General features: G+C 71.9%; 21 protein-coding genes. 9 read left to right on the plus strand and 12 right to left on the minus strand.

Annotation, left to right across the window (positions count from 1 at the left end):
- Positions 1-15: 15 nt before the first annotated feature.
- Positions 16-441 (minus strand): archease, encoded by a 426-nt coding sequence (locus ABD332_RS46545; protein WP_344511363.1) that lies wholly within the window; start codon positions 439-441, stop codon positions 16-18.
- A 191-nt stretch (positions 442-632) separates the two neighbouring features.
- Entirely contained in the window at positions 633-1,157 is a 525-nt protein-coding gene (locus tag ABD332_RS46550; RefSeq protein WP_344511153.1) for a 2'-5' RNA ligase family protein, read from the minus strand.
- A gap of 520 nt (positions 1,158-1,677) precedes the next feature.
- Here ABD332_RS46550 and ABD332_RS46555 point away from each other — a divergent pair.
- The 6 genes from ABD332_RS46555 (at position 1,678) to ABD332_RS46580 (ending at position 8,430) form a co-directional block, all read left to right on the plus strand.
- Complete coding sequence (locus tag ABD332_RS46555) at positions 1,678-2,700, plus strand: hypothetical protein (RefSeq protein ID WP_344511155.1); 1,023 nt, start codon at positions 1,678-1,680, stop codon at positions 2,698-2,700.
- A complete protein-coding gene (locus ABD332_RS46560) occupies positions 2,690-5,227 on the plus strand; it encodes a sensor histidine kinase (RefSeq protein ID WP_344511157.1) in 2,538 nt (845 codons plus the stop codon). Before ABD332_RS46555 ends, ABD332_RS46560 begins: the two co-directional genes overlap by 11 nt.
- A complete protein-coding gene (locus ABD332_RS46565; protein WP_344511159.1) occupies positions 5,224-5,706 on the plus strand; it encodes a roadblock/LC7 domain-containing protein in 483 nt (160 codons plus the stop codon). The genes ABD332_RS46560 and ABD332_RS46565 overlap by 4 nt, the downstream gene beginning before the upstream one ends.
- Positions 5,703-6,155: a DUF742 domain-containing protein gene (locus ABD332_RS46570; RefSeq protein WP_344511161.1), complete on the plus strand. Its 453-nt coding sequence runs from the start codon at positions 5,703-5,705 to the stop codon at positions 6,153-6,155. The genes ABD332_RS46565 and ABD332_RS46570 overlap by 4 nt, the downstream gene beginning before the upstream one ends.
- Positions 6,133-6,717 carry a GTP-binding protein gene (locus ABD332_RS46575; RefSeq protein WP_344511163.1) on the plus strand — a complete coding sequence of 195 codons (585 nt, stop codon included), beginning with the start codon at positions 6,133-6,135 and terminating at the stop codon, positions 6,715-6,717. The genes ABD332_RS46570 and ABD332_RS46575 overlap by 23 nt, the downstream gene beginning before the upstream one ends.
- 555 nt (positions 6,718-7,272) lie before the next feature.
- Positions 7,273-8,430, plus strand: a complete 1,158-nt coding sequence (locus tag ABD332_RS46580) for a multicopper oxidase domain-containing protein (protein WP_344511165.1) — start codon at positions 7,273-7,275, stop codon at positions 8,428-8,430.
- 346 nt (positions 8,431-8,776) lie between these two features.
- On the opposite strand, the gene ABD332_RS46585 is transcribed toward ABD332_RS46580, so the two are convergent.
- Together ABD332_RS46585 and ABD332_RS46590 are read right to left on the minus strand one after the other, a co-directional pair.
- On the minus strand, positions 8,777-10,009 hold the full coding sequence (locus ABD332_RS46585; protein ID WP_344511167.1) for a sensor histidine kinase: 1,233 nt from the start codon (positions 10,007-10,009) through the stop codon (positions 8,777-8,779).
- Complete coding sequence (locus tag ABD332_RS46590; RefSeq protein ID WP_344511169.1) at positions 10,006-10,668, minus strand: response regulator transcription factor; 663 nt, start codon at positions 10,666-10,668, stop codon at positions 10,006-10,008. The genes ABD332_RS46585 and ABD332_RS46590 overlap by 4 nt, the downstream gene beginning before the upstream one ends.
- A gap of 160 nt (positions 10,669-10,828) precedes the next feature.
- Between ABD332_RS46590 and ABD332_RS46595 the strand changes: the two genes are divergently transcribed.
- On the plus strand, positions 10,829-11,341 hold the full coding sequence (locus ABD332_RS46595) for a DUF2231 domain-containing protein (RefSeq protein WP_344511171.1): 513 nt from the start codon (positions 10,829-10,831) through the stop codon (positions 11,339-11,341).
- Positions 11,342-11,466: 125 nt separating this feature from the next.
- Positions 11,467-12,654, plus strand: a complete 1,188-nt coding sequence (locus ABD332_RS46600; protein WP_344511173.1) for an MFS transporter — start codon at positions 11,467-11,469, stop codon at positions 12,652-12,654.
- Between the two features lie 53 nt (positions 12,655-12,707).
- Here ABD332_RS46600 and ABD332_RS46605 read toward each other — a convergent pair whose 3' ends face one another.
- The 7 genes from ABD332_RS46605 to ABD332_RS46635 all read right to left on the minus strand — a co-directional run bounded on the left by ABD332_RS46605 (position 12,708) and on the right by ABD332_RS46635 (position 18,609).
- Entirely contained in the window at positions 12,708-13,184 is a 477-nt protein-coding gene (locus ABD332_RS46605) for a response regulator (protein WP_344511175.1), read from the minus strand.
- 226 nt (positions 13,185-13,410) lie between these two features.
- Positions 13,411-14,592, minus strand: coding sequence for an MFS transporter (locus tag ABD332_RS46610; RefSeq protein WP_344511177.1), 1,182 nt, complete (start codon positions 14,590-14,592; stop codon positions 13,411-13,413).
- A 66-nt stretch (positions 14,593-14,658) separates the two neighbouring features.
- The gene (locus tag ABD332_RS46615; RefSeq protein WP_344511179.1) at positions 14,659-14,958 is read right to left on the minus strand and encodes a GlsB/YeaQ/YmgE family stress response membrane protein; all 300 of its coding nucleotides are present in this window, start codon (positions 14,956-14,958) and stop codon (positions 14,659-14,661) included.
- Positions 14,959-15,010: 52 nt separating this feature from the next.
- Complete coding sequence (locus ABD332_RS46620) at positions 15,011-15,751, minus strand: peptidylprolyl isomerase (protein WP_344511181.1); 741 nt, start codon at positions 15,749-15,751, stop codon at positions 15,011-15,013.
- Between the two features lie 21 nt (positions 15,752-15,772).
- Positions 15,773-16,963, minus strand: a complete 1,191-nt coding sequence (locus ABD332_RS46625; protein ID WP_344511183.1) for an MFS transporter — start codon at positions 16,961-16,963, stop codon at positions 15,773-15,775.
- Between the two features lie 93 nt (positions 16,964-17,056).
- Complete coding sequence (locus tag ABD332_RS46630) at positions 17,057-17,677, minus strand: class F sortase (RefSeq protein ID WP_344511185.1); 621 nt, start codon at positions 17,675-17,677, stop codon at positions 17,057-17,059.
- An 83-nt stretch (positions 17,678-17,760) separates the two neighbouring features.
- Positions 17,761-18,609, minus strand: coding sequence for a DUF4397 domain-containing protein (locus tag ABD332_RS46635; protein WP_344511186.1), 849 nt, complete (start codon positions 18,607-18,609; stop codon positions 17,761-17,763).
- Positions 18,610-19,155: 546 nt separating this feature from the next.
- On the opposite strand from ABD332_RS46635, the gene ABD332_RS46640 reads away from it, so the two are divergent.
- Positions 19,156-21,729, plus strand: a complete 2,574-nt coding sequence (locus tag ABD332_RS46640) for an ATP-binding protein (protein ID WP_344511187.1) — start codon at positions 19,156-19,158, stop codon at positions 21,727-21,729.
- An 87-nt stretch (positions 21,730-21,816) separates the two neighbouring features.
- Here ABD332_RS46640 and ABD332_RS46645 read toward each other — a convergent pair whose 3' ends face one another.
- Complete coding sequence (locus tag ABD332_RS46645) at positions 21,817-22,929, minus strand: glycoside hydrolase family 130 protein (protein WP_344511189.1); 1,113 nt, start codon at positions 22,927-22,929, stop codon at positions 21,817-21,819.
- Between the last annotated feature and the right edge of the window lie 91 nt (positions 22,930-23,020).

A 23,020-nucleotide genomic window follows, 5' to 3' on the forward strand; every position in this document is an offset into this window, starting at 1 on the left:
CCCGCTTCGTTGCGCTCACACGTCGATGGTCACCGAGCACGACCAGCCGGCCCCTTCGCGGCCGAACCACAATTCGTGCAGCGAGACCCCCTTCGGTACCGCGCCCACCAACTCCACCCGGTCGGCGTCGACCATCGCCAACCGCACGTCCAGACTGCCGTCACCGGCCTCCACCTGCGCCGCGACCGGAAGCCGGCCAGCGGTGTCGATCAGATAGACCACCTCGTCGAGCACCGCGACCAGCAGGTCGGCGTCCGGGCCGGGTCCGGCCCGGAACCGAACGGACGCGGTCGGCAAAACGCCGGACACCTCGGCGAAGTTGCCCACCGTTGCCGCGACCGCCTCCACCACACAGCGTTCCCGCGACGGCGCCCACGCCTCGATCCGCACGTCCGCGGTGTGCGGAACGCTCCGATGCCCCGCTGCCGGCCGTTCAGCCATCACAGCCTCCAACCCGCCACCCGCCGTGCCGGGCAGATCGACCACGCACCAGTGCGCCTCATGGTCGCAGCCAGCCGGCTCATCGCCGTCCTCACGGCTCGGCGTCGTTCAAGGCCAGCCGTCGCGCCCGCAGTGACGGTGACCAGCTGACGCACCCGGCTACCCAGGCAATCGTACGATCCGCCGGGCGGTCAGGGCACGTTCGGCAGCGGCCACAGCTGCCCGGTCGCGCTGTCGATGAGCGCAGCGCGGGTGATCCGGGCGGTGAGAGGGAGGATGCCGTAGACGGTGGTGGCGACGATGGGCAACTGCTCGGATCGGGCGCGCGGGGCGATCGAGCAGTGCGGCAGCCACGCGTCGATCTCGTAGTGTGCGTGTACCAGCGCACCCGTGGCGCGGGCCGCCTCGACGACGCCCTGTTGCCGCGCGATGAGGTCCGCCGGCACGGCGGGAACGAGGCAGATCCGGCCCCGCCGGAAGGCGCCCAGCGCGTCGAAGGTGACCTCGAAGCCGCCTCGGTCCGGGAGCCCCGCCACGGTGTCGCGGACGGCGTCGAGATCCCACCGCAGCAGGACGACGTACGACAGATGGGGATGATGCATCCCGTGGGTGTGCGAGCGAAGTGTCGCGACGCCCTGCGCCTCGAGCCCGTCCCACAGCTTCGTCAGGGCACGCTCGGCGCGACCGTCGAAGAGCAAGCAGACAGCCAAGGCCACCGCTCGACGGTAGCTCCCTCTTCTCCGCCGCGAGGACGTGTCGGGCCGCACCGGACCGCTGCCCATCGGGTTGGCACTACAATAATTCCTTATTGTTGATGTTTCGATGAAACGCTGCGTCGATGAGGGGCGGCCTTTGCGGGAGAATCCGAACTCACCAGAAGATTCACCCGATGCCACGACATTACCCGCACTAGGCGTAAATCGTATTCCGGGCCGCAGAGCGGTACGGGAACGGACAATTTTCGGTCGCTATTCGTGAGTGCTGCCGCACAGTCCGAATTTGGAACGCTTTACCGAGAAATTGTGCGGTTCAATCGCCCGGCGACAAGGGGACTTTGGTCTACCCTCTGCGACCGGCGCACGGCCGGGCCGTCAACAGAACGCACCGCGACGGCTCGTCACAGCGTGTGGCCGCCACCTTGGCACGTAGCCGGAGGCCCCGACGATGGCACAACACGCGACGCGATCCCGTTCATTGATCGCCGTCCTTTTGCACTGCCTGCTGGCATTCGCCCTGATGGCGCCGACCACGCTCCTGTTCGACCAGGTCTGGGGCTCGGTCGGGGAGCGGACCAGGTTCGCCCAGTCGGAACGCAACGGCATCCAGTACCTCCGCAGCCTCGGTCAGCTCACGATCGCCCTGACGGATGCGCAGTCCGCCGCGGTCTCGGGGCGCCCGTTCCCGCGGGACACGGTCACCCGCGTGGTCGAGGCCACCGCTTCGGTCGACGCCCGGCTCGGCGGGGACCTGCGCACCCACGAGCGATGGTCCGGGCTGCGCGCCAAGATCGAGGCGCTGGCGGCGCTGGGCGTCATCGACCCCGCCGCGGCGTTCAGCACCTTCGGTGAGGCGACCGACCTGCTCCTTGCGCTGTACAAGGAGGTCCGCGACAACTCGCAGCTGACCCGCGAGCAGGACATCGACGCGTCCTACCTGCAGGAAGGCGCGGCGCAGCAGCTGCCCGAGGCCGTGGTGGCCGCCGGCCGGTTCATGGATCTGGCGGTCATCGCCGCCGGGCGGCCCCGCAACGACCCGGCGGGCACGGCCGCCAACCTGCTCAACGCCCGTGACGCGGTGACCTACCCGGCCAACAACCTCGCCGCCGGCCTGCAGGCCGCGGTCGACGGCACCAGCAGCCGGACCCTCAGTGGCAACCTGCTGAGCCGGCTGGACCGGTTCCGGCGCGGCATGGAGACGCTGACCGCGACGACGGTGCCGGTCGACGGCCGGACCGCGGTGAACACCGCGGCGCTGCGGGACGTCCGCAACGAGGTCCAGACGTCCGCGTCTGAGCTGGCGGCGACGATTCTGGACGAGCTCGACCTGCTGATCGGCGCCCGGATCGAGGACCTGGACCGGCAGCGACAGACGGCGGCGGTCACCCTGGCGGTGGCGGTGCTGCTGGCGCTGGTCCCGCTGACCGTGCGGCTCGTCCGGCCCCGCCGTCGACCGGTCGCGAACCCACCCGTCCCACCGGCCCCCCAACCGGCCGAGGACGTGGTCCCCGCCTGGCGCCGGGAGCCGACCGGTGCTCGCTAGGCTTCGCATCCGCGGCAAGCTCGCGGTCCTCCTCATCGCCCCGCTGGTCGCGATCGTGCTGCTCACGGTCGTCGTCGTGGTCGACCGGGTCGGGCAGGCCGGCCGGGCGGCGGACACCGCGCGGACCGCCCGGGTCGCCGGTGACGTCGGCGCGCTCGTCCAGGACCTGCAGCAGGAACGGCTGATGGCGGTTGGACACCTCGTCCAGGTGGTCGGCCGTTCGCGGCTGCTGCTGCAGACGGCGGCGGTCACCGACCGGGTCACCAACCTCAAGCTCGACTACGCCGGCAACCTGTCACCGGAGGTGGCGGAAGCGATCGACGACGTGAAGTCGCTCGCCGGGCTGCGTGCCTCGCTGGTGGCCGGCAGCGCCGACGTCGAGGGGGTGCTGACCCAGTTCACCGCGGTCATCGGCCGGCTGATCGACGCGCTGCGGCTGATGGACGCGGCCGACGCGACCACCGTCGAGGGCCGGCAGCTCCTGGCGCTGGACGCGCTGCTGCGGGTCGATGAGGGCAACAGCGCCGGCGCCGCACTGATCACCGTCATGGTCGCCACCCGCGCCCAGCGTGACCTCGCCAGGTACCTCGCCAACGCCGCCGCCGTGCAGCCGAACCTGGACCGGTTCACCGCCTCCGGGACCCCCGAACAGGTGGATCTGTACGGTCTGGTCACGGCCGCGTTCGCCTCCCGCGTCGGCGGTGGCTTCGTGGAGAACGTCGAGGCCGACCCGGCCAGGGCGATCGCCGACCTGCGGGTCGCCACGCTGTTCCCGTCGCTGGAGGCCTACATCGCGCTCGGCCGCTTCGTGGAGAAGCGGATCGTCACCGACGTCACCGCCACGATGGCCGACCAGGAGCAGCGGCAGACCACCATTGCGTATGGTTTCAGCGCCGGCATGCTCGCCCTGCTGCTGCTCGTCATCCTGCTGAGCACGGCGATCGCGCGCACGGTCGCGCGGCCGCTGACCCTGCTGACCGCCTCCGCCGCCCGCGTCGCGCAGGTCACCGAGGACGAGCTGGTCCGGGTCGCGGACGACGAGTCCGCCGCGCCCGAGCCGGTGCGCCTGGAGCGGATCACCGTCGGCGGCCGGGACGAGATCGGCGACCTGGCCCGGACCTTCGAGCGCGTGCAGCAGACCGCGGCGCAGCTGGTCGAGCGGCAGGTGGCCAGCCGCCGCAACGTCGCGCAGATGTTCGGTCACGTCGGCCGCCGCACGCAGAACCTCGTCGGCCGGCAGCTCGGCCTCATCGACCAGCTGGAGCGCGACGAGACGGAGCCCGACCGGCTGCGGCAGCTGTACCGGCTGGACCACGTCGCCAGCCGCCTGCGCCGCAACGCCAGCAGCCTGGTCGTCCTGTCCGGCGGTACCGGCACCAACCCGCACCTGGCGCCGCTGGCACTGGCCGACGCGGTCCGCCTGGCGCTCGGCGAGATCGAGGAGTACGACCGCGTCGACGTGCAGCTCACCGGCACGATCATGCTGGCGCCCGCGGTCATCAGCGACCTGGTCCTGATGCTGGCCGAGCTGATGGAGAACGCGACCTCCAACTCGCCGCCGCACACCCGGGTCGCCGTCACCACCGGCGAGAGCGCGACCGACGTGCGGGTGTCGATCGTCGATCACGGCATCGGCATGCCGGCCGAGCGGCTCACGGTCGAGAACGCCCGGCTGGAGCGCCGCGAGCGCATCGACCTCGCCCCGACGGAGGTGCTCGGCCTGTTCGTGGTGGGCCGGCTGGCCCGTCGGCACGGGCTGCAAGTGTCGTTGACCGAAACGCCCGGCGGTGGCGTCACCGCGACCGTCGTCGTCGGGCGGGAGCTACTGGACGGCTCGGCCGCGCCGGTCCCGCGACCGCGGGAGACGATCGCTTCGGTCATCGACATCGGCGCATTCACCCGGGCCACCCACTCGATCGACGGCGGACAGCCGTGGAACGCGTTCGCCGCGCCGCACGCGCTGGCCGCCGCCGCGCCGCCGCCGGCCATCGCCGCCGTTGCGTCGCCGCCGGCCATCGCCGCTGTCGTGGCACCGCCGGATGCCGCCGCCACCGCTGAGATCCCTGCGCAGCAGGGGCAACCATCGCGGCAGGGGCAAGCGTTGCGCCGGCGGGTGCCGGGGGCGCAGCTGCCTGCCGACAGTCAGGCTGCCAGGAACGCGGCGCAGTCCGTGGCGGCTCCTCCCGATCCGAGCAGCGCGCAGGCACTCGTCGAGGCGTTCGAGGATGGTGTACGCCGGGCGCAGCACGACGTCACAGCACCCCCGATCGACCAGACGCCACCGCTCCCGCCAACGCCGCAGCTCCAGTCGCCGCCGGTGCGGCCGGCCACCGCCGATCGGAACCTGAGCAGACGGGTGCCGGGTGCCACGTTGCGGGACCCCGGTGCCATCCCGAGACCGGGGCTCCACCTGGTGGAGAGCCAGCCGTCCCACGATCCCGACAGTGCATTGAACCTTGTCGAGCAGTTCGAATCCGGCGTCCTGCGCGCACTGCGCGAGGTCAGATCAGAAGGATCATCACAATGACGAGTCCGTTCATCCAGGACAGCACGCCCCGCCAATCCTCTGGTGGGCCGTTCAACGCCGCACCGATGAGCACGGAGGTGCAGACCTTCAACTGGCTGCTCGACTCGTTCACGTCCGGCACCGCCGGCGTGGTGGAGGCCATCGCGGTGTCCGCGGACGGCCTGCTGATGGCTGCGTCGGCCTCGAAGGAACGGGCCAACGCGGAGCGCCTGGCCGCCATCGTCTCCGGGATGACCAGCCTCGCCAGCGGCGCTTCCGCCTCGTACAACCTCGGCGGGCTCAACCGGGTCATCGTCGACCTGGTCGACGGCTACCTGTTGATCACCGCCATCAGCGCCGGGTCGGTCCTCGGTGTCATCGCGACCCGCGCGGCCAACCTGAGCACGGTGGCCTACGAGATGACGCTCTTCGCCAGCCGGGCCGGCGCGGCGCTCACCCCGCAGCTCATCGCCGAGTTGAAGAACGCGGTCCAGCGGTGACCGTGCCGCCCGGGCAGGAGCCGCCCGGCATCCGGCCGTATCTGCGTTCACCGGTCGCGCCGGTCTCACCGGCTCCGACGGCAGCGTGGAACCGTCCTGCGCACCGCGCACCGGACAACCCGAGGCCCTATGTCCTGACGGCCGGGCGGGTGCAGGGCGACGACCCGGCGGTGAACCTGGAGACGCAGGTGACGATCCGGCCGGGGGCGCCACCGGACGCCGCGCGGTCCATGCCGACCGAGCTCCAGGCGATCCTCGCCACCTGCGTGTCCCCGGTGTCGGTCGCCGAGATCTCCGCTCAGGCTCACCTGCATCTCGGCGTGACCAAGATCCTCGTCGGCGACCTGTGCGCCGCCGGATTCTTGGACATCCACCAGCTCGAGGTCGACCCCGTCCACAGTCCCGACGTCATCTTGCGAGTAATCCATGGACTCCGTGCGATCTCCTGACGCAGCACCCATACCAGTAAAGATCGTTGTCTCCGGTGGCTTCGGCGTGGGCAAGACCACGACGGTCGCCGCGATCTCCGAGATTCCTCCCCTGACCACCGAGGCCGAGATGACCTCCGCGGGGGTCGGCATCGACAACCCCGGGCACCGCGTCAACAAGGTGACCACCACCGTCGCTATGGACTTCGGCTGCGTGACGATCGACCGCACGCTCAAGCTGTACCTGTTCGGCACGCCCGGCCAGGCACGCTTCGGGTTCATGTGGGACGATCTCGTCCGTGGCGCCCTCGGCGCGCTCGTCGTCGTGGACAGCTCCCGCCTCGACGACTGCTACCCGGCCGTGGACTACTTCGAGCAGTCGGGGCTGCCGTTCGTGGTGGCGGTCAACGCCTTCGACGGCGTGCTCGCCAACGACCTGGAGAGCGTCCGGTGGGCACTCGCCGTCGCCGACCACGTGCCGGTGATCGAGTTCGACGCCCGCGAGCGCCTGTCGGTGCGCGACGCGCTGCTCGTGGTTCTCGACCGGGCCCTGGACCGGGCTGTCAGCGGTTCCCATTCATAGGCGGAGGTTCTGCACGAAGGCGCCCGGCGACGACCGTCGGCGCGGTAACACCGGCCACCCGCCCCTCGCTATTGATGTAGATGCACTGCCCTTCACTGCTACCCAAGTGGAGGGCTTTTGCTTGCGTGGGCAAAAGTTTGGTCTAAGTAGAACGAACTTTCGACGGCGCGGCTATTTCTTTTGGTACAGGCGACCGATACCGTGACGGCTATGCATTGACGGGCGAGTGCCGCCCCGCATCGCGGGATCCCGGCGGCACTCCGGCGCGACGTCATCGCAGCACCACCACAGCACCCCACTCGCTGCGCGCTTTCCCTCCGGGCGTGCCGCACCCGCGTCGCCCCGTTCCCCTGCCTGACGCACCCCCGTGCGCCGTATTCGTCCCGCGCCGCACCGGCCGGGCGGACACGCCTGCCCGGAGAACGACGGCATCAGCCTCCGGAACGGATCGCCCCGCTGACCGCCTGCGGCCTGGGCGGCATCTGCTGTTGAACGAAGGGAATGCACCATGGCAAGGAACAGGATCGATCGCCGTACCCTGCTGCGAGGTGCCCGATGAGGGCGTGGCGCCTGGTCGAGGACGAGCCGGCGGAGCCGCAGCCCGCCCCCGAGCGTCCGCGTGCCGTCGGACGGTACCTGGTCGTCGCGGCGGTCATGCTGGTCGGCCTGGTCGGCGCCGGTGGATTGGCCGCCGCCCAGACCGGGATGTTCGCCGAGCGTCCGGACGGCTGCGCCCAGCCTGACCGCAGCGTCCAGCTGTACGCGGTGGAGCTGCCCAAGGACGGCACGCAGACCCGGATCGGCTACGGCCTCACCCCGGAGACGGCGTCCTACCCGGGCCCGTTGATGGAGATGATGGAGGGGGAGTGCCTCGCCATCACCCTGCACAACCAGGTGCCCGAGGCGACCCTGGCGGCGCTGCGCACCAACCCGAGCCACCCGCTCGGCGTCTCCCTGCACGTCCACGGGGTCAAGTACACCCAGGAGTCCGACGGCACGGTGCAGAGCGGGTCGTACGTCCCGCCGGGCGGCACCCGCACCTACACCTGGTACGCCCAGCCCCGCAACACCAAGACCGGGGCGCAGGGCACCGCCGGGTACTGGTGGTATCACGACCACGTGGTGGGTGGCCCGCACGGCACCCAGGGACTCGCCGCCGGCCTCTTCGGCGGCCTGGTGGTCCGCCGCCCCGGCGACCCGAAACCGGACCGGACCTACACGGTGGTCTTCGGCAACCAGCAGAGCATCAACCTGCGTCGCGGCGCGGCCACCGACACCTGCGCGGAGGTGAACCCGCAGCCCGGCCCGACCTGCCTGGTCGCCCGCAAGGGGGAGCGGGTGGAACTGGTGGTGGTCGGCGCCGGCAACGACATGCACACCTTCCACCTGCACGGGCACTCCTGGGCGGACACCCGGACCGGGGTGGTGAGCAACGGGCAGCCGCTCGCCGACTCCGTGCCGATCATCGACACCAAGGTGCTCGGCCCGGCCCAGACGTTCGGGGTCAGCTTCGTCGCCGGCGACTCGGTCGGACCGGGGCACTGGATGCTGCACTGCCACATGCAGTTCCACTCCGACGCCGGCATGTCGACGATGCTGCACGTGCTGGACGAGAACGGGAACATGCCGTCCGGCATGGACCACCAGCACGCCGCCGCCCCGGCAGCAGCCGCCGTACCCGCCACCGACGACGGCACCCACGTGCACAACTGACGGCCCGGGGCGGCCGGCCTCAGCGTCGAGGACCGGCGGCCCCGGACCCCCACCGCACCCTGCGCCACGTACCGGAGCGGCTGAGGAGGACCCTAGTAGCCTGTGCGGCCAGTTCTCACAGCATCAGGAGCTGTCATGTGTCAACGCGCCACCTGCAAGACCTGCGGCAAGGCCACCTACACCGGATGCGGCAACCACGTCGACACCGTCCTCGCCGGCGTACCCCAGTCCCAGCGGTGCGCCTGCGAAGCCAAGCCCCCGACGGTCCGCTTGCTGTCATGGCTCCGCAGGCGCTGACGCCGTGCGATGCGGGTGCCGCGGGTGCGGGGACGGTTGATGCGATGTACTACTCCGCCGTTGCGGGGAGATGGATGGTGAAGGCGGCGCCTTCGCCCAGGCGGCCCGACGCCTCGATGGTTCCGCCGTGTCCGGTGACGACCTCTCGGGCGAGGGCGAGGCCGAGCCCGAAGCGGCGGTGATCGCCATGACCCCGCGCGAACCTGGCGAACAGCCGCTCGGCGTCGGCCGGGTCGAAGCCGGTGCCGTCGTCCCGGACGACGACGGTGACGAACGCGCCATTGGCGCCGAGTTCGAGGCTCACGTGGCCGCCTTGCCTGGTGTGGCTGAGGGCGTTGTCGACCAGGGCGGTGAGCACGCGCCGCAGGGCGGCTTCGTGGCCGGGGACCGTCGAGGGTGCCCCGGTGCCGGGCAGCAGGGCCAGCTCGACGTCCTGTCCCCGGGCGCGATCGGCGTGGCAGGCGATGACGTCCGCGGCGACCGCCTCGAGGTCGACCGGAGCGCGGGCGTCGTCGCGGCGGCTGAGCTGGGTGGACAGCAGCAGGTCCTCGACCACCTCACCGAGGTGCCGGGTGCCGGTGACGAGCTGGTCGACGTCGGTGGTGACGTCCGTGACGTCCGCGCCGGCGCGCAGGTCCATCTGGAGCAGTTGCGCCCGGGTGTGCAGCTGGGTCAGCGGGGTGCGCAGTTCGTGGCTCGCGTCGGCGACGAACCGCCGTTGCCGGGCGAGGGCGTCCGCCAGGGGTGCCGTGGCGCGGCGGGCGAGCAACGCCGCGGACAGCAGCGCGATGAGCAGGCCGGCAAGCTCGCCGATCACGAGGGCGCCGAGCAGTCGCTCCCGCTCTTCGTGCTGCTCGTGCCGGCTCAGGACCACCTGCACGGTTTGGGTTCCCCGCGGCAGCGTCAGGGTCAGGTAGCCGCCCTCGCTGCCGGCGATGGTGCTGATCTCGCTCACTCCGCTGGCGCGGACACGCTGGAGCGCACCCTGGTCAGGCAGTTGCGTGGGTGCGCCCGTGGTGGCCCTGATACCACCGCCGGACTCCTGAACGAAGATCCACCCGTCTGGTGGAGGATCGTTCACATCCTCCGCGTGCGCGGCGGTCTGCCGCAGCAGCGCCATGGAGGCGGCGTTCTGGCTGTGGGTCACCACGGCGAAGGCCAGCCCGCCGAGGACCAGCAGGCTCACCGTGATGGCGACCGCGGTCTGCACGGCGATGACGCGACGTGCCCGCGACAGCAGGACCTGGTCCGGATCCGTGCCGGCGGGGGTCCGGCGCTTCATCCGCGCCCGAGCCGATAGCCCACACCCCGGACGGTGGCCACCGCGGCCGTCCCGAGCTTGCGCCGCAGGTAGTGCACATAGGTGTCGACCAGCGCGACGGTGGCGGCCTCGGGAAACACCCGCTGCACGATCTCCTCCCGGGTGAACGCCCGCGCCGGGTGCTGGGCCAGCAGCCGCAGCAGGTCACTCTCGCGGCCGGACAGCGCCACGACGGACCCTTCCGGAGCGGTCACCGTCCTCGTGATCAGGTCGAACGTCGCATCCCCGACCATCAGCTGCTGCCCCGACCGGGAGTGCCCGCGCAGCAGCACCCGGACGCGAGCGAGGAGCTCGTCGACCTCGAAGGGCTTGACGACGTAGTCCTCGGCGCCGGCGTCGAGTCCGGTCACCCGGTCCGGCACGGTCCCGAGGGCGGTCAGCACCAGCGCCGGAACGGTCACGCCGGTCCTGCGCAGCCGGCCGAGCAGGTCGAGGCCCTCGATGGCCGGGAGCCCCCGATCCAGGATCATCGCGTCGTACTGGCGGGTGAGCGCCAGATGCAGGCCGGCCTGGCCGTCCGGTGCGAGTTCGGGCTCGTACCCGGCGCTGCGGAGCAGGCGCAGCAGCAGCGGGCCGAGTTCACGGTCGTCCTCGACCACCAGCACCCTCGCAGCGCTCATGCCCGCTCCGTACTCCTCTCATGCTCGGCCACCGGTCCAGCTTCTCCGCCGGAGATGGGAAAGTTCGAAGATTCGCTTCATAGCATCTGCCGGGTCGTGAGCCGTGGGGCATGACACCGAACTCCTGTCACCGCGGCCATCGTTTTCGGAAGGAATCCCCATGGGCACGGTCAACGGACTGCCGGCACACATCCTGCTCGTACACGCCATTGTGGTGCTGCTTCCACTCGCCGCCCTGCTGCTCGTGCTGACCGCCGTCTGGCCCGCGGCCCGCCGCCGTTTCGCCGGCCCGAACGCGATCCTGTCCGCGCTCGTCGTCGCCCTTGTTCCCGTCACGACGAGCGCCGGCGAGTGGCTGGAGCACCGGGTCGGCGAGACCGCGCTGCTGGACCGGCACACCGAGCTCGGCGACACTGCCATCTGGGCCGCCCTCCCAGTGGCCGTCCTGGCCCTGGTCATCTGGTGGCGGCAACGGGAGACGACGTCGCCGGCGACCCGGCGCACCTACCTGGCGCCGCTGTCGGCCCCGATCACCAGGGCGGTCGTCGTGCTGGCCGTCGTCATCGCCGGCTGGGCCGTCTTCGACACGTACCGCATCGGCGACTCCGGGGCGAAGGCCTCATGGACCGGCACGTTCAGCACCGTCAGCCGGGACGGGCGCGACGGCGACTGATCGCCCGGCAGGTGCCGCTACGTCGTCGACACCGCGGACCCCTGATGTTGCCGACATCGTGTCGCTAATATACCAACGCCGTGTCGGTAACTGGGCCGCGGGCGTCGGCGATCGTTGGAGCTCGGATGCAACGCAAGGCTTTGCTGGTCGTGTATCTGGCGTTGTTCGTGGACATGCTGGGCTTCGGTGTGATCCTGCCGTTGCTGCCGTTTCGGATCGAGCAGCTCGGTGGCTCCGGAGCGTGGGTCGGTGCGGTACTGACCGCCTATGCGCTCGCCCAGTTCGTGATGGCTCCGGTGCTCGGTGCGATGTCGGACCGCTACGGCCGCCGGCCGCTGCTGCTGGCCAGCCTTGCCGGTTCGGCGGTCTCACTCGCCTTGGTCGGTTTCGCCGATTCGCTGCTCATGCTGCTTGCCGCCCGGGTGGTGGCCGGGCTGTGCGGCGGCGCGATCGCTGTCGGCCAGGCATACGCGGTGGACCTGAGCCCTCCGGAAGAACGCACCCGGGCGCTCGGGATGGTCGGCGCCTCGATCGGCATGGGCTTCGTGATCGGCCCAGCGCTCGGCGCGGCACTGGCCGGGCTTGGCTTCACCGGGGTGAGCCTGGTCGCCGCCGCCATCGCGCTGACCAACCTGCTCGCCGGCGCGGTCCTCCTGCCCCGCCGGCCGGCTCCGGGCGACGCGGTGCCGCCGCGGCGAGCGCCTGGCGCTCACACCGTCCTGGCGCACGCGATGCGGCTTCCCACACTGCGGCCGGTCGTCGCTGCGGTCTTCGTCTCCATGTGCGCCTTCGCCGCTATGGAGGCGACGTATGCGCTGCTCGGTGCACGCCGGTACGGGCTCGGCCCGGTGGGGCTCGGCCTGGTCTTCACCGGCGTCGGCGTGGTGATGGCGGTCGTGCAGGGCGGCGTGGCGGGAAGGGCGGCGAACCGGTTCGGCAACCGGCGGGTCGCAGTGGCAGGCGCGGTGCTGCTCGGTGCGAGCCTGGCGGTGCTGCCGTTCGCCCCGGCCTGGCTGGGCTATCCCGCCCTGGCCGTCGTCGCCGCCGGACAGGGCCTGCTCGGCACGGCTGCGGCCGCGCTCATTGCTGAGGCTGGCGGCCGGGCACTGGGCGGGATGCTCGGCATCGGGCAGGCAGCCGCCGCGGCGGCCCGGGCGCTCGGACCGCTCGCGGCCGGTGTCGCCTTCGACCTGCGGCCGGGACTGCCGTACTGCCTCGGCGCCGTCCTCTGCGGTCTGGCTGCCGTACTGCTGCACCGGTCCGGTAACGCCGAGGCGCGTCCAACCACCATCGAGATGGGACAACCGGCGTGATGACAACGTTCGGTCGCCTGGTCGCCCAACGCGGGCCGGATCGCCGGGCCGGACTACTCGTCGTCAGCGTCGAGGCGGCTGACGTCGGAGACGCGACTGGGCAGGGTGACGGTGTGGCCGTAGAAGTTGCGGATCTCGGCGACGACGCGCTCGAACTGGTCGAGGTCGATCGGCTTGGTGACGAACGCGTTGGCGTTGCGGGAGTAGCTGGCCGCGATGTCGCTCTCCGTCGACGACGTGGTGAACACGATGACCGGGATCGACTTGAGCTTGTCCTCCTGCTTGATGAGCGTGAGCGCCTGGCGGCCGTCGACGCGCGGCATGTTCAGGTCCAGCAGGATCAGATCGGGCCGGGGTGCGTCGGTGTAGGGCTCCTCCCGGTGCAGGAACGCCAGGGCTTCCCCGCCGTCGGCCACGTGGTGCAGCTCGCTGCGGATGCTGTGATCCTCGAAGACGCTCTCCATCAGTGCCACGTCGGCGGGGTCGTCCTCGACGAGCAGGACCTGCAGGACGGAACGCTCAGTCGGCATCGCGGTGCTCTCTGCTGGTTGGTCGGCCGCCGGGCGGCGTGGTCGGAGCATCAGGGCCGGCCGTAGCGAGGCGAGGCACCGCTCACGAGCGCGCCCGCGCTGCCGGCGACCTTGACAGCGGTACAGTACGGCACCGTTGCAGCACTGCCCGAAGACCCGGACCGGGAAACCCGCGCCGCCGGTCGACCGCCGGGACTTTCCGGTGCCCACCCGCTGTCAGCGCGGCTCAGCCGGGGTCGGCGGCGCGGAAGGCTTGGCCCGACGTCGCGACGAGGCCCACGGCGACCGCGCCGGCGGCCATGGCCACGAGTGGGATCGCCGTCACCGAGCCGGCCGCGTAGCACCATGAGCCGACGGCCGAGCCGGAGACGATGCCGATCTGGAAGACGATGCCGTACACGGCGTTGGCCGGTTCGGCGGCGCGGCCCGGGGCGCGCCGCAGGACCGCCAGGGAGGTCGCCACCACGAGGACGGAGAAGGTGCCGCCCCACACGAGCAGCATCGGCACGCCGGCGTACGGGGCCGCCGCCAGACCCGCCGACCAGACGCCGGCGAGCGCCACCACGAAGACCACCGAGGCCGCGCGGGTGCCGGTGATCGGGCGGGTGTCGCTGAGCCGCCCGCCGAGGTTGCTGCCGATGACCGCGCAGACGCCGTACACGAGCAGCAGCACGGTCAAGGTGGTGCCGTGCAAACCGAATCGTTCGGCCGCGAACGGGGCCACGTAGGTGAACAGGGCGAAGTGCCCGACCACCGTGGCGAGCAGCACGCCGAGGACGGGGACGAGGCCGGGCAGCCGCAGCACCTCGGGGAGGCGGGGATGGTCCGCGGGGGTGCCGGGCTCGTCCGCGACGGAGGGCACCAGGAAGAGCACGGCCACGGCGAGCAGCAGCGACACCGCGGCGATGGCGAGCAGGGCGGCCCGCCATCCGGCGAGCTGGCCCAGGCCGGTGGCGAGCGGGGTGCCGACGACGAGCGCCGCCGAGCCGCCGACCATCACCCGCCCGGCCGCGCGCCCCCGCGTCGACGGCCGGGCGAGGCGCTGGGCGGTGGGTGCGGCGAGCGCGAAGAACAGCCCGTGCCCGACCGCGGCGAGCCCGCGACCGGCGGCGAGGACCGTGAGGTTGCCGGCGGCGGCGGTCGCGACGTGCCCGACGCTGAACGCCGCCGTGCTCGCGGCCAGGACCCAGCGGCGGTCGAACCGGGCCGTCCACCGCGTCAGCGGGACCGCGGTGCCGCCGGCGACCAGGGCATACCAGCTGACCGTCAGCCCGACCCGGCTCTCGGTGCTACCGACACCAGAGGCGATGTCGCTGATCAGCCCGATCGGGGTGGTCTCGCCGGTGACGACGATGAAGGCCAGAGCCGCCAGGGCGAACGTGGCGACGAGTTCGGTACGCGGATGCATCGGCACCGACTCTGTCACGGCCCGGGCCGGCTCCGCCTCCGAACGTGATCCACGACTCGCGGACGTTCAGTCATCATCCGAGGAGAACGCGCGGGCCAGCAGCGCGGCGATGGCGACACCGACCACGGCGATGGCGACCTGCACGCCGATGACCAGCCAGTCGTACCGGTGACCGGCCACGACCAGGACCTTGTCGCTGCTGATGTCCCACCGGTCGGCGGCCCACGTGCCGGCGACGGCGGCACCCATCCCGATCAGCACGGTGAGGATCAGGCCGATCGGCTGCCGGCCCGGCAGCACGATCCGCGCGACGACACCGATGACCGCACCGAACACGATCGCGGACACGTAATCCTGTGCACTCACCGAGCGACCTCCTCGTCCCGATCCGCCTCGCATTGTGCCGCAGCCGCGCAAGTCAGCCGTAGACGACGGTCACCTGTCGCAGGACGATGCCGACCTTCGGGGCGCCGTCGTCCGGGCTGCTGCCGCCGGGTTTGACGCCGCCGTCGGCGACCTTGTCGATGACGTCCATGCCCTTGGTGACGGTGCCGAAGCGGGTGTAGTCCGCGGGGAGCATCGGGTTGTCGTCGTAGTTGATGAAGAACTGGCTGCCGCTCGTCCCCGGCTCCTGGGTGCGGGCCAGGGCCACCGAGCCGCGGCGGTAGCCGGGCTGGGTGCCGAGGTTCTCCTCCGCGAACTGGTACGCGGGGCCGCCGGTGCTCGTGCCGGACGGGTCGCCGCACTGCAGGACGAACAGCCCGGCCGTCGTGAGGCGGTGGCAGGCGGTGCCGTCGAAGAACTTCTTGCCGGCCAGGTAGGCGAAGCTGGCCACCGCGCACGGGGCGGCCTTGGCCTCCATCGCGATCTCGACCACGCCGAGGTTGGTGGTCAGCGTCATGGTCGCCTTGGTGCCGCCGGGGACCGTGGCCGGCGGTGTGCCGACGTCCTTGATGGCCGGTTGGTTGCCGGCGGCGACCGGCGACCACCGGCACGCGCCGGCAGCGGCCGACGATGACGGCGACGACGGCGATGACGATGCCGCGGATGGGGCGATCCGCTGGCCGAACTGCTGCCCTGGCGACGATGCCGTGGTGCACCCGGCGAGCAGCGACACGGTCACCGCCGCGCTCAGCAGGCCATGCGGTCGACGGATCATGCGTGCACAGTACGACACCCATCAGGCCGGCGGGCGGGGAGCCAGGGCGACGACGAGCGGCAGCGGGATCAGCGCGGCCATCGTGACGGCGAGACCGACCTGGTCGGCGACCCAGCCGATGAGCGCCGGACCGAGCAGGATCCCGGTGTACGTGAACGTGGTCAGCCGCGAGATCAGGGTCGCCGCCGGAGCGCCCCGCAGCCGGCCGACCGCGCTGAAAGTCAGCGGTATCAGCACCGAGGCACCCAGCCCGGCCAGGGCGAAACCGGCCACCGCCACGGCCGGGTGCGGCGTCAGCACGGCGGCCGCGAAGCCGCCCGCGGCGATCGCCGCACCGAGGCGGAACAGCGCGTTGCCGCCCCAGCGGCCGGTGAGCCGGTCACCGACCAGCCTTCCCGCGGTCTGGCCTCCCGTGTACGCGGTGATCGCCGCCGCGGCCAGGCTGAGGCCGGCGTGCCGCTCCTGGTGCAGGAAGATGCCGCCCCAGCCGAGCACCGCACCCTCGTAGACCATGATCGCGGTGGCGGTCAGGCCCAGCACGATCAGGGCGCCGCTCCAGCCGGTCCGCGGGCCGGCGGTGCCGTCCTGCCCGGCCGCGTCGCCGGCCTCGGCTTCCCCGCGCCCGTTCTCCGGCACCAGCCGGGGTCCGAGTGCGAGGCCGGCGGCCAGCAGCAGGGCGCCGGCGGTGACGAGGTGGGCGGCGAGCGAAACCCCGGCGTGCGCCAGGGCGGCGGTGGACAGCGCCGCGACGACCGCGCTGATGCTCCAGGCCGCGTGGCAGCCGTTGAGGACCGGGCGCCCGGCCCGGCGTTCGACGGCGACCGCGCTGGTGTTCATCGCCGCGTCGGTGGTGCCGTGGACGGCGCCGAGCAGGGTCGCCAGGGCGGTGAACCACCACGGGCCGGGCGCGACGGCGATGCCGGCCAGCAGCAGCGGCATGACCGCGAGGGTCACGCGCAGCACCGCCCGGGCCCCCACCCGGGCGGTCAGCGGCCCGACGAACTGCATGCAGGCCAGCGCGGCACCCGCGAACAGCAGCCCGGTGAAGCCGAACCGCCCGTCACTGAGCTGGTGGGCGTCCTTGATCGAGGGCGCCCGCACGATGTAGGTCGACAGCGTGAGCCCGTTGAGGAAGAACACGGCGGTCACGGCCCACCGCCCCGCTGTCCTCACGACCGGCTGATCGACGATGGTCTGGTCACTGACGGTCATGCACGCCACCCACTCTCGGCACGGACCCGGGCGGGCCCCACCTCGATGACGAACGGAGACCGGCCGAAACCGACAACCACCGGCAAGATCTGGTCAGGTCGTGATCGGCTGGGCAGTGATCACGACATTGTCGCGGTAGTGCCGGGTCGCGCTGTCGAACGGACCGCCGCAGGTGATGAGGGTGAGTCGCACGGCGCCGTCGCGGGCGAAGTACCGCTGCAGCGGGATCGCCGTCTTCGGGTGGATCTCGCGGGCCACGACACCGAACCGGTGCATGGTGCCGTCGCCGCCGGTGACGTCGATCCGGTCGCCCGGGCCGAGGTCGCGCAGCTTGAAGAAGGCCCCGCCACCCTGCCGGGCGCTGTCGACGTGGCCGGCGATGACGATCGACCCGGCGGTGGCCTCCAGCCCCGGCCCGTACCTGTACCAGCCGACGACGTCGACGCTCGGCGGCACCGCGAAGTCGCCGGTGCGCTCGTCCACGCCGACCGGGTTCACGGTCGCGTTCACGCCGAGCTTCCCGATGCGCAGCCGGGCCGGTGGCACCGCGGCGACCGCGGGCGGCGGCGCACCGGCGGCGATCGGCGCACCGCCGCCGGACGGGGAGGGTGTCGCGGAGGCGAGCGCCGCCGCGTCGGCCGCTCCGACCGTCGGCGCCGGTCGCTGCGCGCAGGCCGCGACCGCGGCACCAGTGAGCAGCACGGCTCCGATCATCACGGCGACCCAGGCCGCCGGCCGGCCGGGGCGCGCCCCCGCAGCAGTCTGCGGGGACGCGCCGTCGCTCGACCGGGCCGGCATCACGCCCGGACCCCGCCGACCACCCGTCGTGCGCCGCGGCGCAGGACCAGCGCACCGCCGAGCAGCAGCATCAGCCCGGCGCCCGCCGCCGCGTAGGTCCAGGCGGCGGGGCCCCGGTCGGCGGTGCCGCCGGTGCCGGAGTTGACGCTTCCGGGCGTGCCGTGCAGGCCGGTGATGGTCTGGGCCACCACCCCGAGGGTCTTGCCCTCCGCGGAGCCGACGGCGTAGACGATCGTCGAGGTGCCCTCGGCCAGGTTGACGTCCGCGGCGGGGATCGCCACCGTGCTCGTCCCGGCCAGCACGACGTCGGCGCTCACCGTCCCGGCCGCCAGGTCGGCCTTGGCCTCGTTCGGGTTGGTGAGGTTCTTGAACACCGGCTGGCGGCCCGCCCGCACGTCGACGGCCGGCGCCGCCGCCGTGTGCCGCACGACCAGCCGGGCCTTGCCCGGGGCGAGGGTCTTCGTGTCGTTGACGAACGGGGTCAGCGTCGGCTTGCCGTCGGCCGTCAGGTGCGCCACCAGGCTGATGTTCGCGTCGGCGGGCACGGCCGCCTGGTCGACCTTGACGACGGGGCTGGTGACCGGGTCGCCGGGCTTGACGATGACGATGTCGTACCTGCCGGCCGGCAGGTCGAGCGGCCCGGCGACCTTCGACGGCTGGAAGTTGTCGAGGGTCTTCTTGCCGTTGACGTACACGTCGACCGGCTGGCCCGGAATCCCGTGCACCACCGACACCTTGCTCGACCCGGCGGCGTGCGCCGGCAACGCGACCAGCAGCGTGGCCGCGGCGACGGCGCCGAGCGCCCCGGCTCCGGCGGCGATGCGGCGCAATGTCAGACGAATGCTCATGGTGAAGCCCTTCCAGTTCCGGACACGCGAGCGGCTTGCTCCGTCGCCAGGTCCTTCGTGCGCCGGAGGGCGTCGCGGATTCAGGCGGTGGAACTTGCCACGAATCGCATCCAGCCGGGGGTCGCGACACGTACCTGCTTCGATGCGGTCGAGCCGGGCGTCGCCGCACTCGCACACTTGCGGACGTGGTCGACTGGTACATGCAGGCCGAATCTCGACGGCCGTGTTCAGGTTGTAATACGGCTGCGGCGGCGCGATGCGATCGCGACCGCCTCTGATTCGGGCCATGCAGGTCGGCGGACGGCGTAACGTCTTGGACGAGTACGCGTCGGCGCACCCTCGGCGCGGTGGGTGATCGGCCGCGAACTGGCCTCTGCTGTGCATCTGCCGTTTCCGAACCGGGCGGCGGACCGGCATGGATGCCGGGAAGGTAGCCGCCATATGAGCACGCGGGAGACCCGCCCGGTAGCGGCCCCACCGGGACCGGTGAGGACCTTGCGCCGTAGTAGGCGATGGCCGCTGCGGTCATACCTGATCGGGCTGTTGATGCTGTTCGTGGTCACGGCCGGCGCAGGAATTTGTGCGGGGTGGGTGCAGGCCCGCCACGACGCGGTGTCCGCCGCCCGGGCGGACGCGTCGATGGCGGCCCGTCTGGCGGCGCGGCAGATCGGCGAGCACCTCGCCGTCGTGCGCGGCACCGTTGAGTCCGTCGCGTCCAGCGCGGGCGTGGCGCAGGTGTTCGCCGACCCGAGCGCCTGCCGGCTGGCATTCTCTCTCGGCGGCGCCGACGACGGGCACCTGGACGTCGTGCGCCCTGACGGGACCATTGCATGCTCGTCCAGGCCACCGCCCGACGGCCAACCGACGAACGCCTACACCAAAGCATCGTGGCTGCCCGACGCGGTGCGCACGCCGCAGGCCGTGGCGCCGGTCCGCGACGACCGCACCGGACGGCCCGCCTTCCTGGTCACCGCCGTGATCCCCGGACTCGGCCTGGTAGCCGCGTTCGTCGACCTGACCGCCCTCGGCGCGGCGGCGGGCAATCTGTTCGGCGGAACCCGCCACCTGGAATTCGTGATCACCACCGAGGACGGCTCGATCGTGCTGACGCGGTGGCCCGACGGGTCGCGGTGGGCCGGCACCCCGGTACGCGACAGCCGATTCGCGATTACCGATGTCGATACCGGTGTCGGGGTCGACGTGACGGGGCTGCCCCGGTTGTATGGCCGGACGGCCGTCGAGGGCACCGGCTGGCAGGTCCTGGCCGGCGCGGACCGGTCGGCCGCGCTGGCCGGCGCCGACCGGCTGGCCCGGCGCCAGGCCCTGATCGTGGCGCTCGGCCTGCTCGCGGGGCTGCTGGCCACCATGGTCGTGCAGCGGCACGTCACCGCCCCGATCGGCAGGCTCCGCACCGCCGTACGTACCGCCACCACCTCCGGCAACCTGGACACGACCGTCACGGTGTCCGGCCCGCGGGAGGTCGCCGAACTCGGCGAGGACTTCACTACGCTGCTGGCCGCCGTCGACCGGGAACTGCGGGAACGCCGCCGCGCCGAAGCAGCTGCCCAGGAGCACGAACGCAACTACCGGCAGATGTTCGACGCCAGCCCCAACCCCGTTGTGGTCTTCGACGCCGGCACCCTCGACATCGTCGCCGCGAACGCCGCCGCTGTCGCGTACTACGGCCGGCCCGAAGACGCTCTGCTCACGATGACCTACACCGGCCTGCTCGCGGCGGAGGAACCCACCGTGCCGGCCGCCGGCACCGCGGCAGCCGAGCCGGTCGAGCGTGACCAGCCGCAGCGCCATCTCAAGCACGACGGCACCATCACCGAGGTCAGCGTCACCACCTACCTGACGTCCTTCGCCGGGCGGAAGGTCCGCTGCGCCGTCATCACCGACGTCACCGAACGCGAGCACCTGCAACGACGCCTGCGCCAGTCCGACCGCCTCGAAAGCCTCGGACAGCTCGCCGCCGGAGTCGCGCACGACTTCAACAACCTCCTCGGCATCATCAACGGCTACGCCGGCATGGCCGCCGCGGACCTGGAGCCGGCCGCCGCCGCTGACCCCGCCTGGCGCACCCTGCACGCCGACCTGACCGAGATCGTCGCCGCCGGTGACCGCGCGACCGCCCTCACCCGGCAGCTGCTGTCGTTCGCCCGCGCCGACCCCGCACCCGAGACCCGGGTCCTGGACCTCAACACCATCGTCGCTGACCTCGGCACCCTGCTGCGGCGTGCTCTCGGCGAGGACATCACCCTCATCACCGACCTCACCGCGCAGCCGTGGCCGATCAGCGCCGACCCCGGCCGCCTCGAGCAGGTCCTGGTGAACCTGGCCGTCAACGCCCGCGACGCCATGCCCGGCGGCGGTGTCCTCACCATCGAGACCGCACCCGTAACCGTCGATGAGCATTACGCCGCCCAGCACCCGGGCGCACGAACCGGCCGCTACATGCGGCTGCGAGTCAGCGACACCGGCACCGGCATGGACCGAGCCACCCTGGAGCGCGCCTTCGAACCGTTCTTCACCACGAAACCCAAGGGGCACGGCACCGGCCTCGGCCTGGCCACCATCTACGGCATCGTCACCCAGGCCGGCGGCCACGCACAGATCTACTCCGAACCCGGCCACGGCACGACCATCATCACGCTACTCCCGGTCACCGATGACCTCACCGAACCGGACGCCACGCCGGCGGAGCAGCACCGGCCGGGCGCCGGCGAGACGATCCTGCTCGTCGAGGACGACGACAACCTCCGCGCGATCACCGAACGCGTCCTGCACAACGCCGGCTACACGGTCCTGTCCGCCGCCACGGTCACCGACGCCCAGCAGCTCGCCGCGGTCGACCCCGACATCGCGCTGCTGCTCACCGACGTGATCCTGCCCGACATGCACGGACCCGCCCTCGCCGCCGCACTGCACCGCGCCCGACCAGGACTGCCCGTCATCTATCTGTCCGGATACACCGAAACAATCCTCGCCAGCCGCAGCGCCATCCCGGCCGGCGCGACCTTGCTCACCAAACCGGTCAGTGCCCACCAGCTCCTGCGCAGCGTCACCCGCGTCCTGGACCACACAACAGCGCAGGCCCCCGGCCCGCGGCCGCACTGACGCGGCTCCGCGGCGCTTCGAGCGAACGGCGTCCATCGCCGACATCGAGGGGGGTCGGCGGGGCGAAGCCCGGCGGTCTCCACGCGGTCAGACGGGGTACAGCAACCTACCGGTCAGAGGGTCCTGGCCGTAGCGCAGACACAGGTCCGCCAGCACGTCCTCATGCGTCACGGCCACGTTCATGACCGTGTCGTTGCCGGCGTAGTAGACGACGACCGTGCCGTCGGCCTCGCGTACCAGGCCGCAGGAGAAGACCACGTTCGGCACGTGGACGTAGTCGGTGTCGGGGACGCGGCAGTCGGCGCGCGACGGAAACAGGATCGGGATGCTCGACACGCGCACCACGCTCGGGTCGTCGAGATCGTGCAGGGCGACGCCGAGCACATACGGATTGCCGTCCATCGTGGCGCGTACGCCGTGGAAGACGTTGAGCCAGCCGTGCGGCGTACGCACCGGCGGCGCACCCGGCCCGATCTTGTCGGAGAAGGCGCTCGGGCCCACGCCCGTACGCAGCACCGGCTCGTCGGCGACCTCCCACGGCCCGGTCCGGAAGTCGTCCGCGTAGCCGATCCTGACCTGCGTGTACACGCCGCCGATGTCGCCCGGACCGACGTCGTTGGGCCGGAACAGCCCGACGTACCGCCCGCCGATCCGCTCCGGGAACACGACCACGTTGCGCATGTCCCGATCGAGCATCGGACCGTGCCTGGTGAACGTGGTGAGATCGTCGGTGAGGGCGAGCGACACGCGCACCCGGTTGCGAATCCCGGCGTGGTAGGCGCTGTACGTGACCGCGAACGTGCCCTCGACCGGGTTGATCCGGGCGTCCTCGACGCCGCCGGATTCGGTGTCGACGAGGTGCCGCCGGTCGACGCCGTCGACGCACACGTCCCGCTCGGTCGCCGGCGACAGCACCGGCCGCGGGTGCACGGTCCAGTCCGTGACACCGTCGGCGCTGACCGCGAGGCCGAGCACGCTGATCCCGCAGCGCAGGTGCGACCGGAACAGCAGCGCTGTCCGGTCCGCGAGCCTCGCCGCGCCTGCGTTGTGCACGGTGACCACCTGAAGGTGCGGCTCACGCCAGACGGCGTTGACCTGTCGCGCGGTGAGGATCGGATTGGCCGGATGCCGCAGGACCGGACGGTCCAACGACACGGCACCGGTCGTCGCATCGCCGAAGCAAACGTCGCGCGTCGTCACAGCGCCCACGGTCGCACGCGTCCGGCCGTCCCGGGTCACTCATCGAGGGCGACAACACCTGGACCTCACCGACGGTCCGACTCCCCTCAGC

This window comes from Dactylosporangium maewongense (genome assembly GCF_039531485.1).
Lineage (GTDB): Bacteria > Actinomycetota > Actinomycetes > Mycobacteriales > Micromonosporaceae > Dactylosporangium > Dactylosporangium maewongense.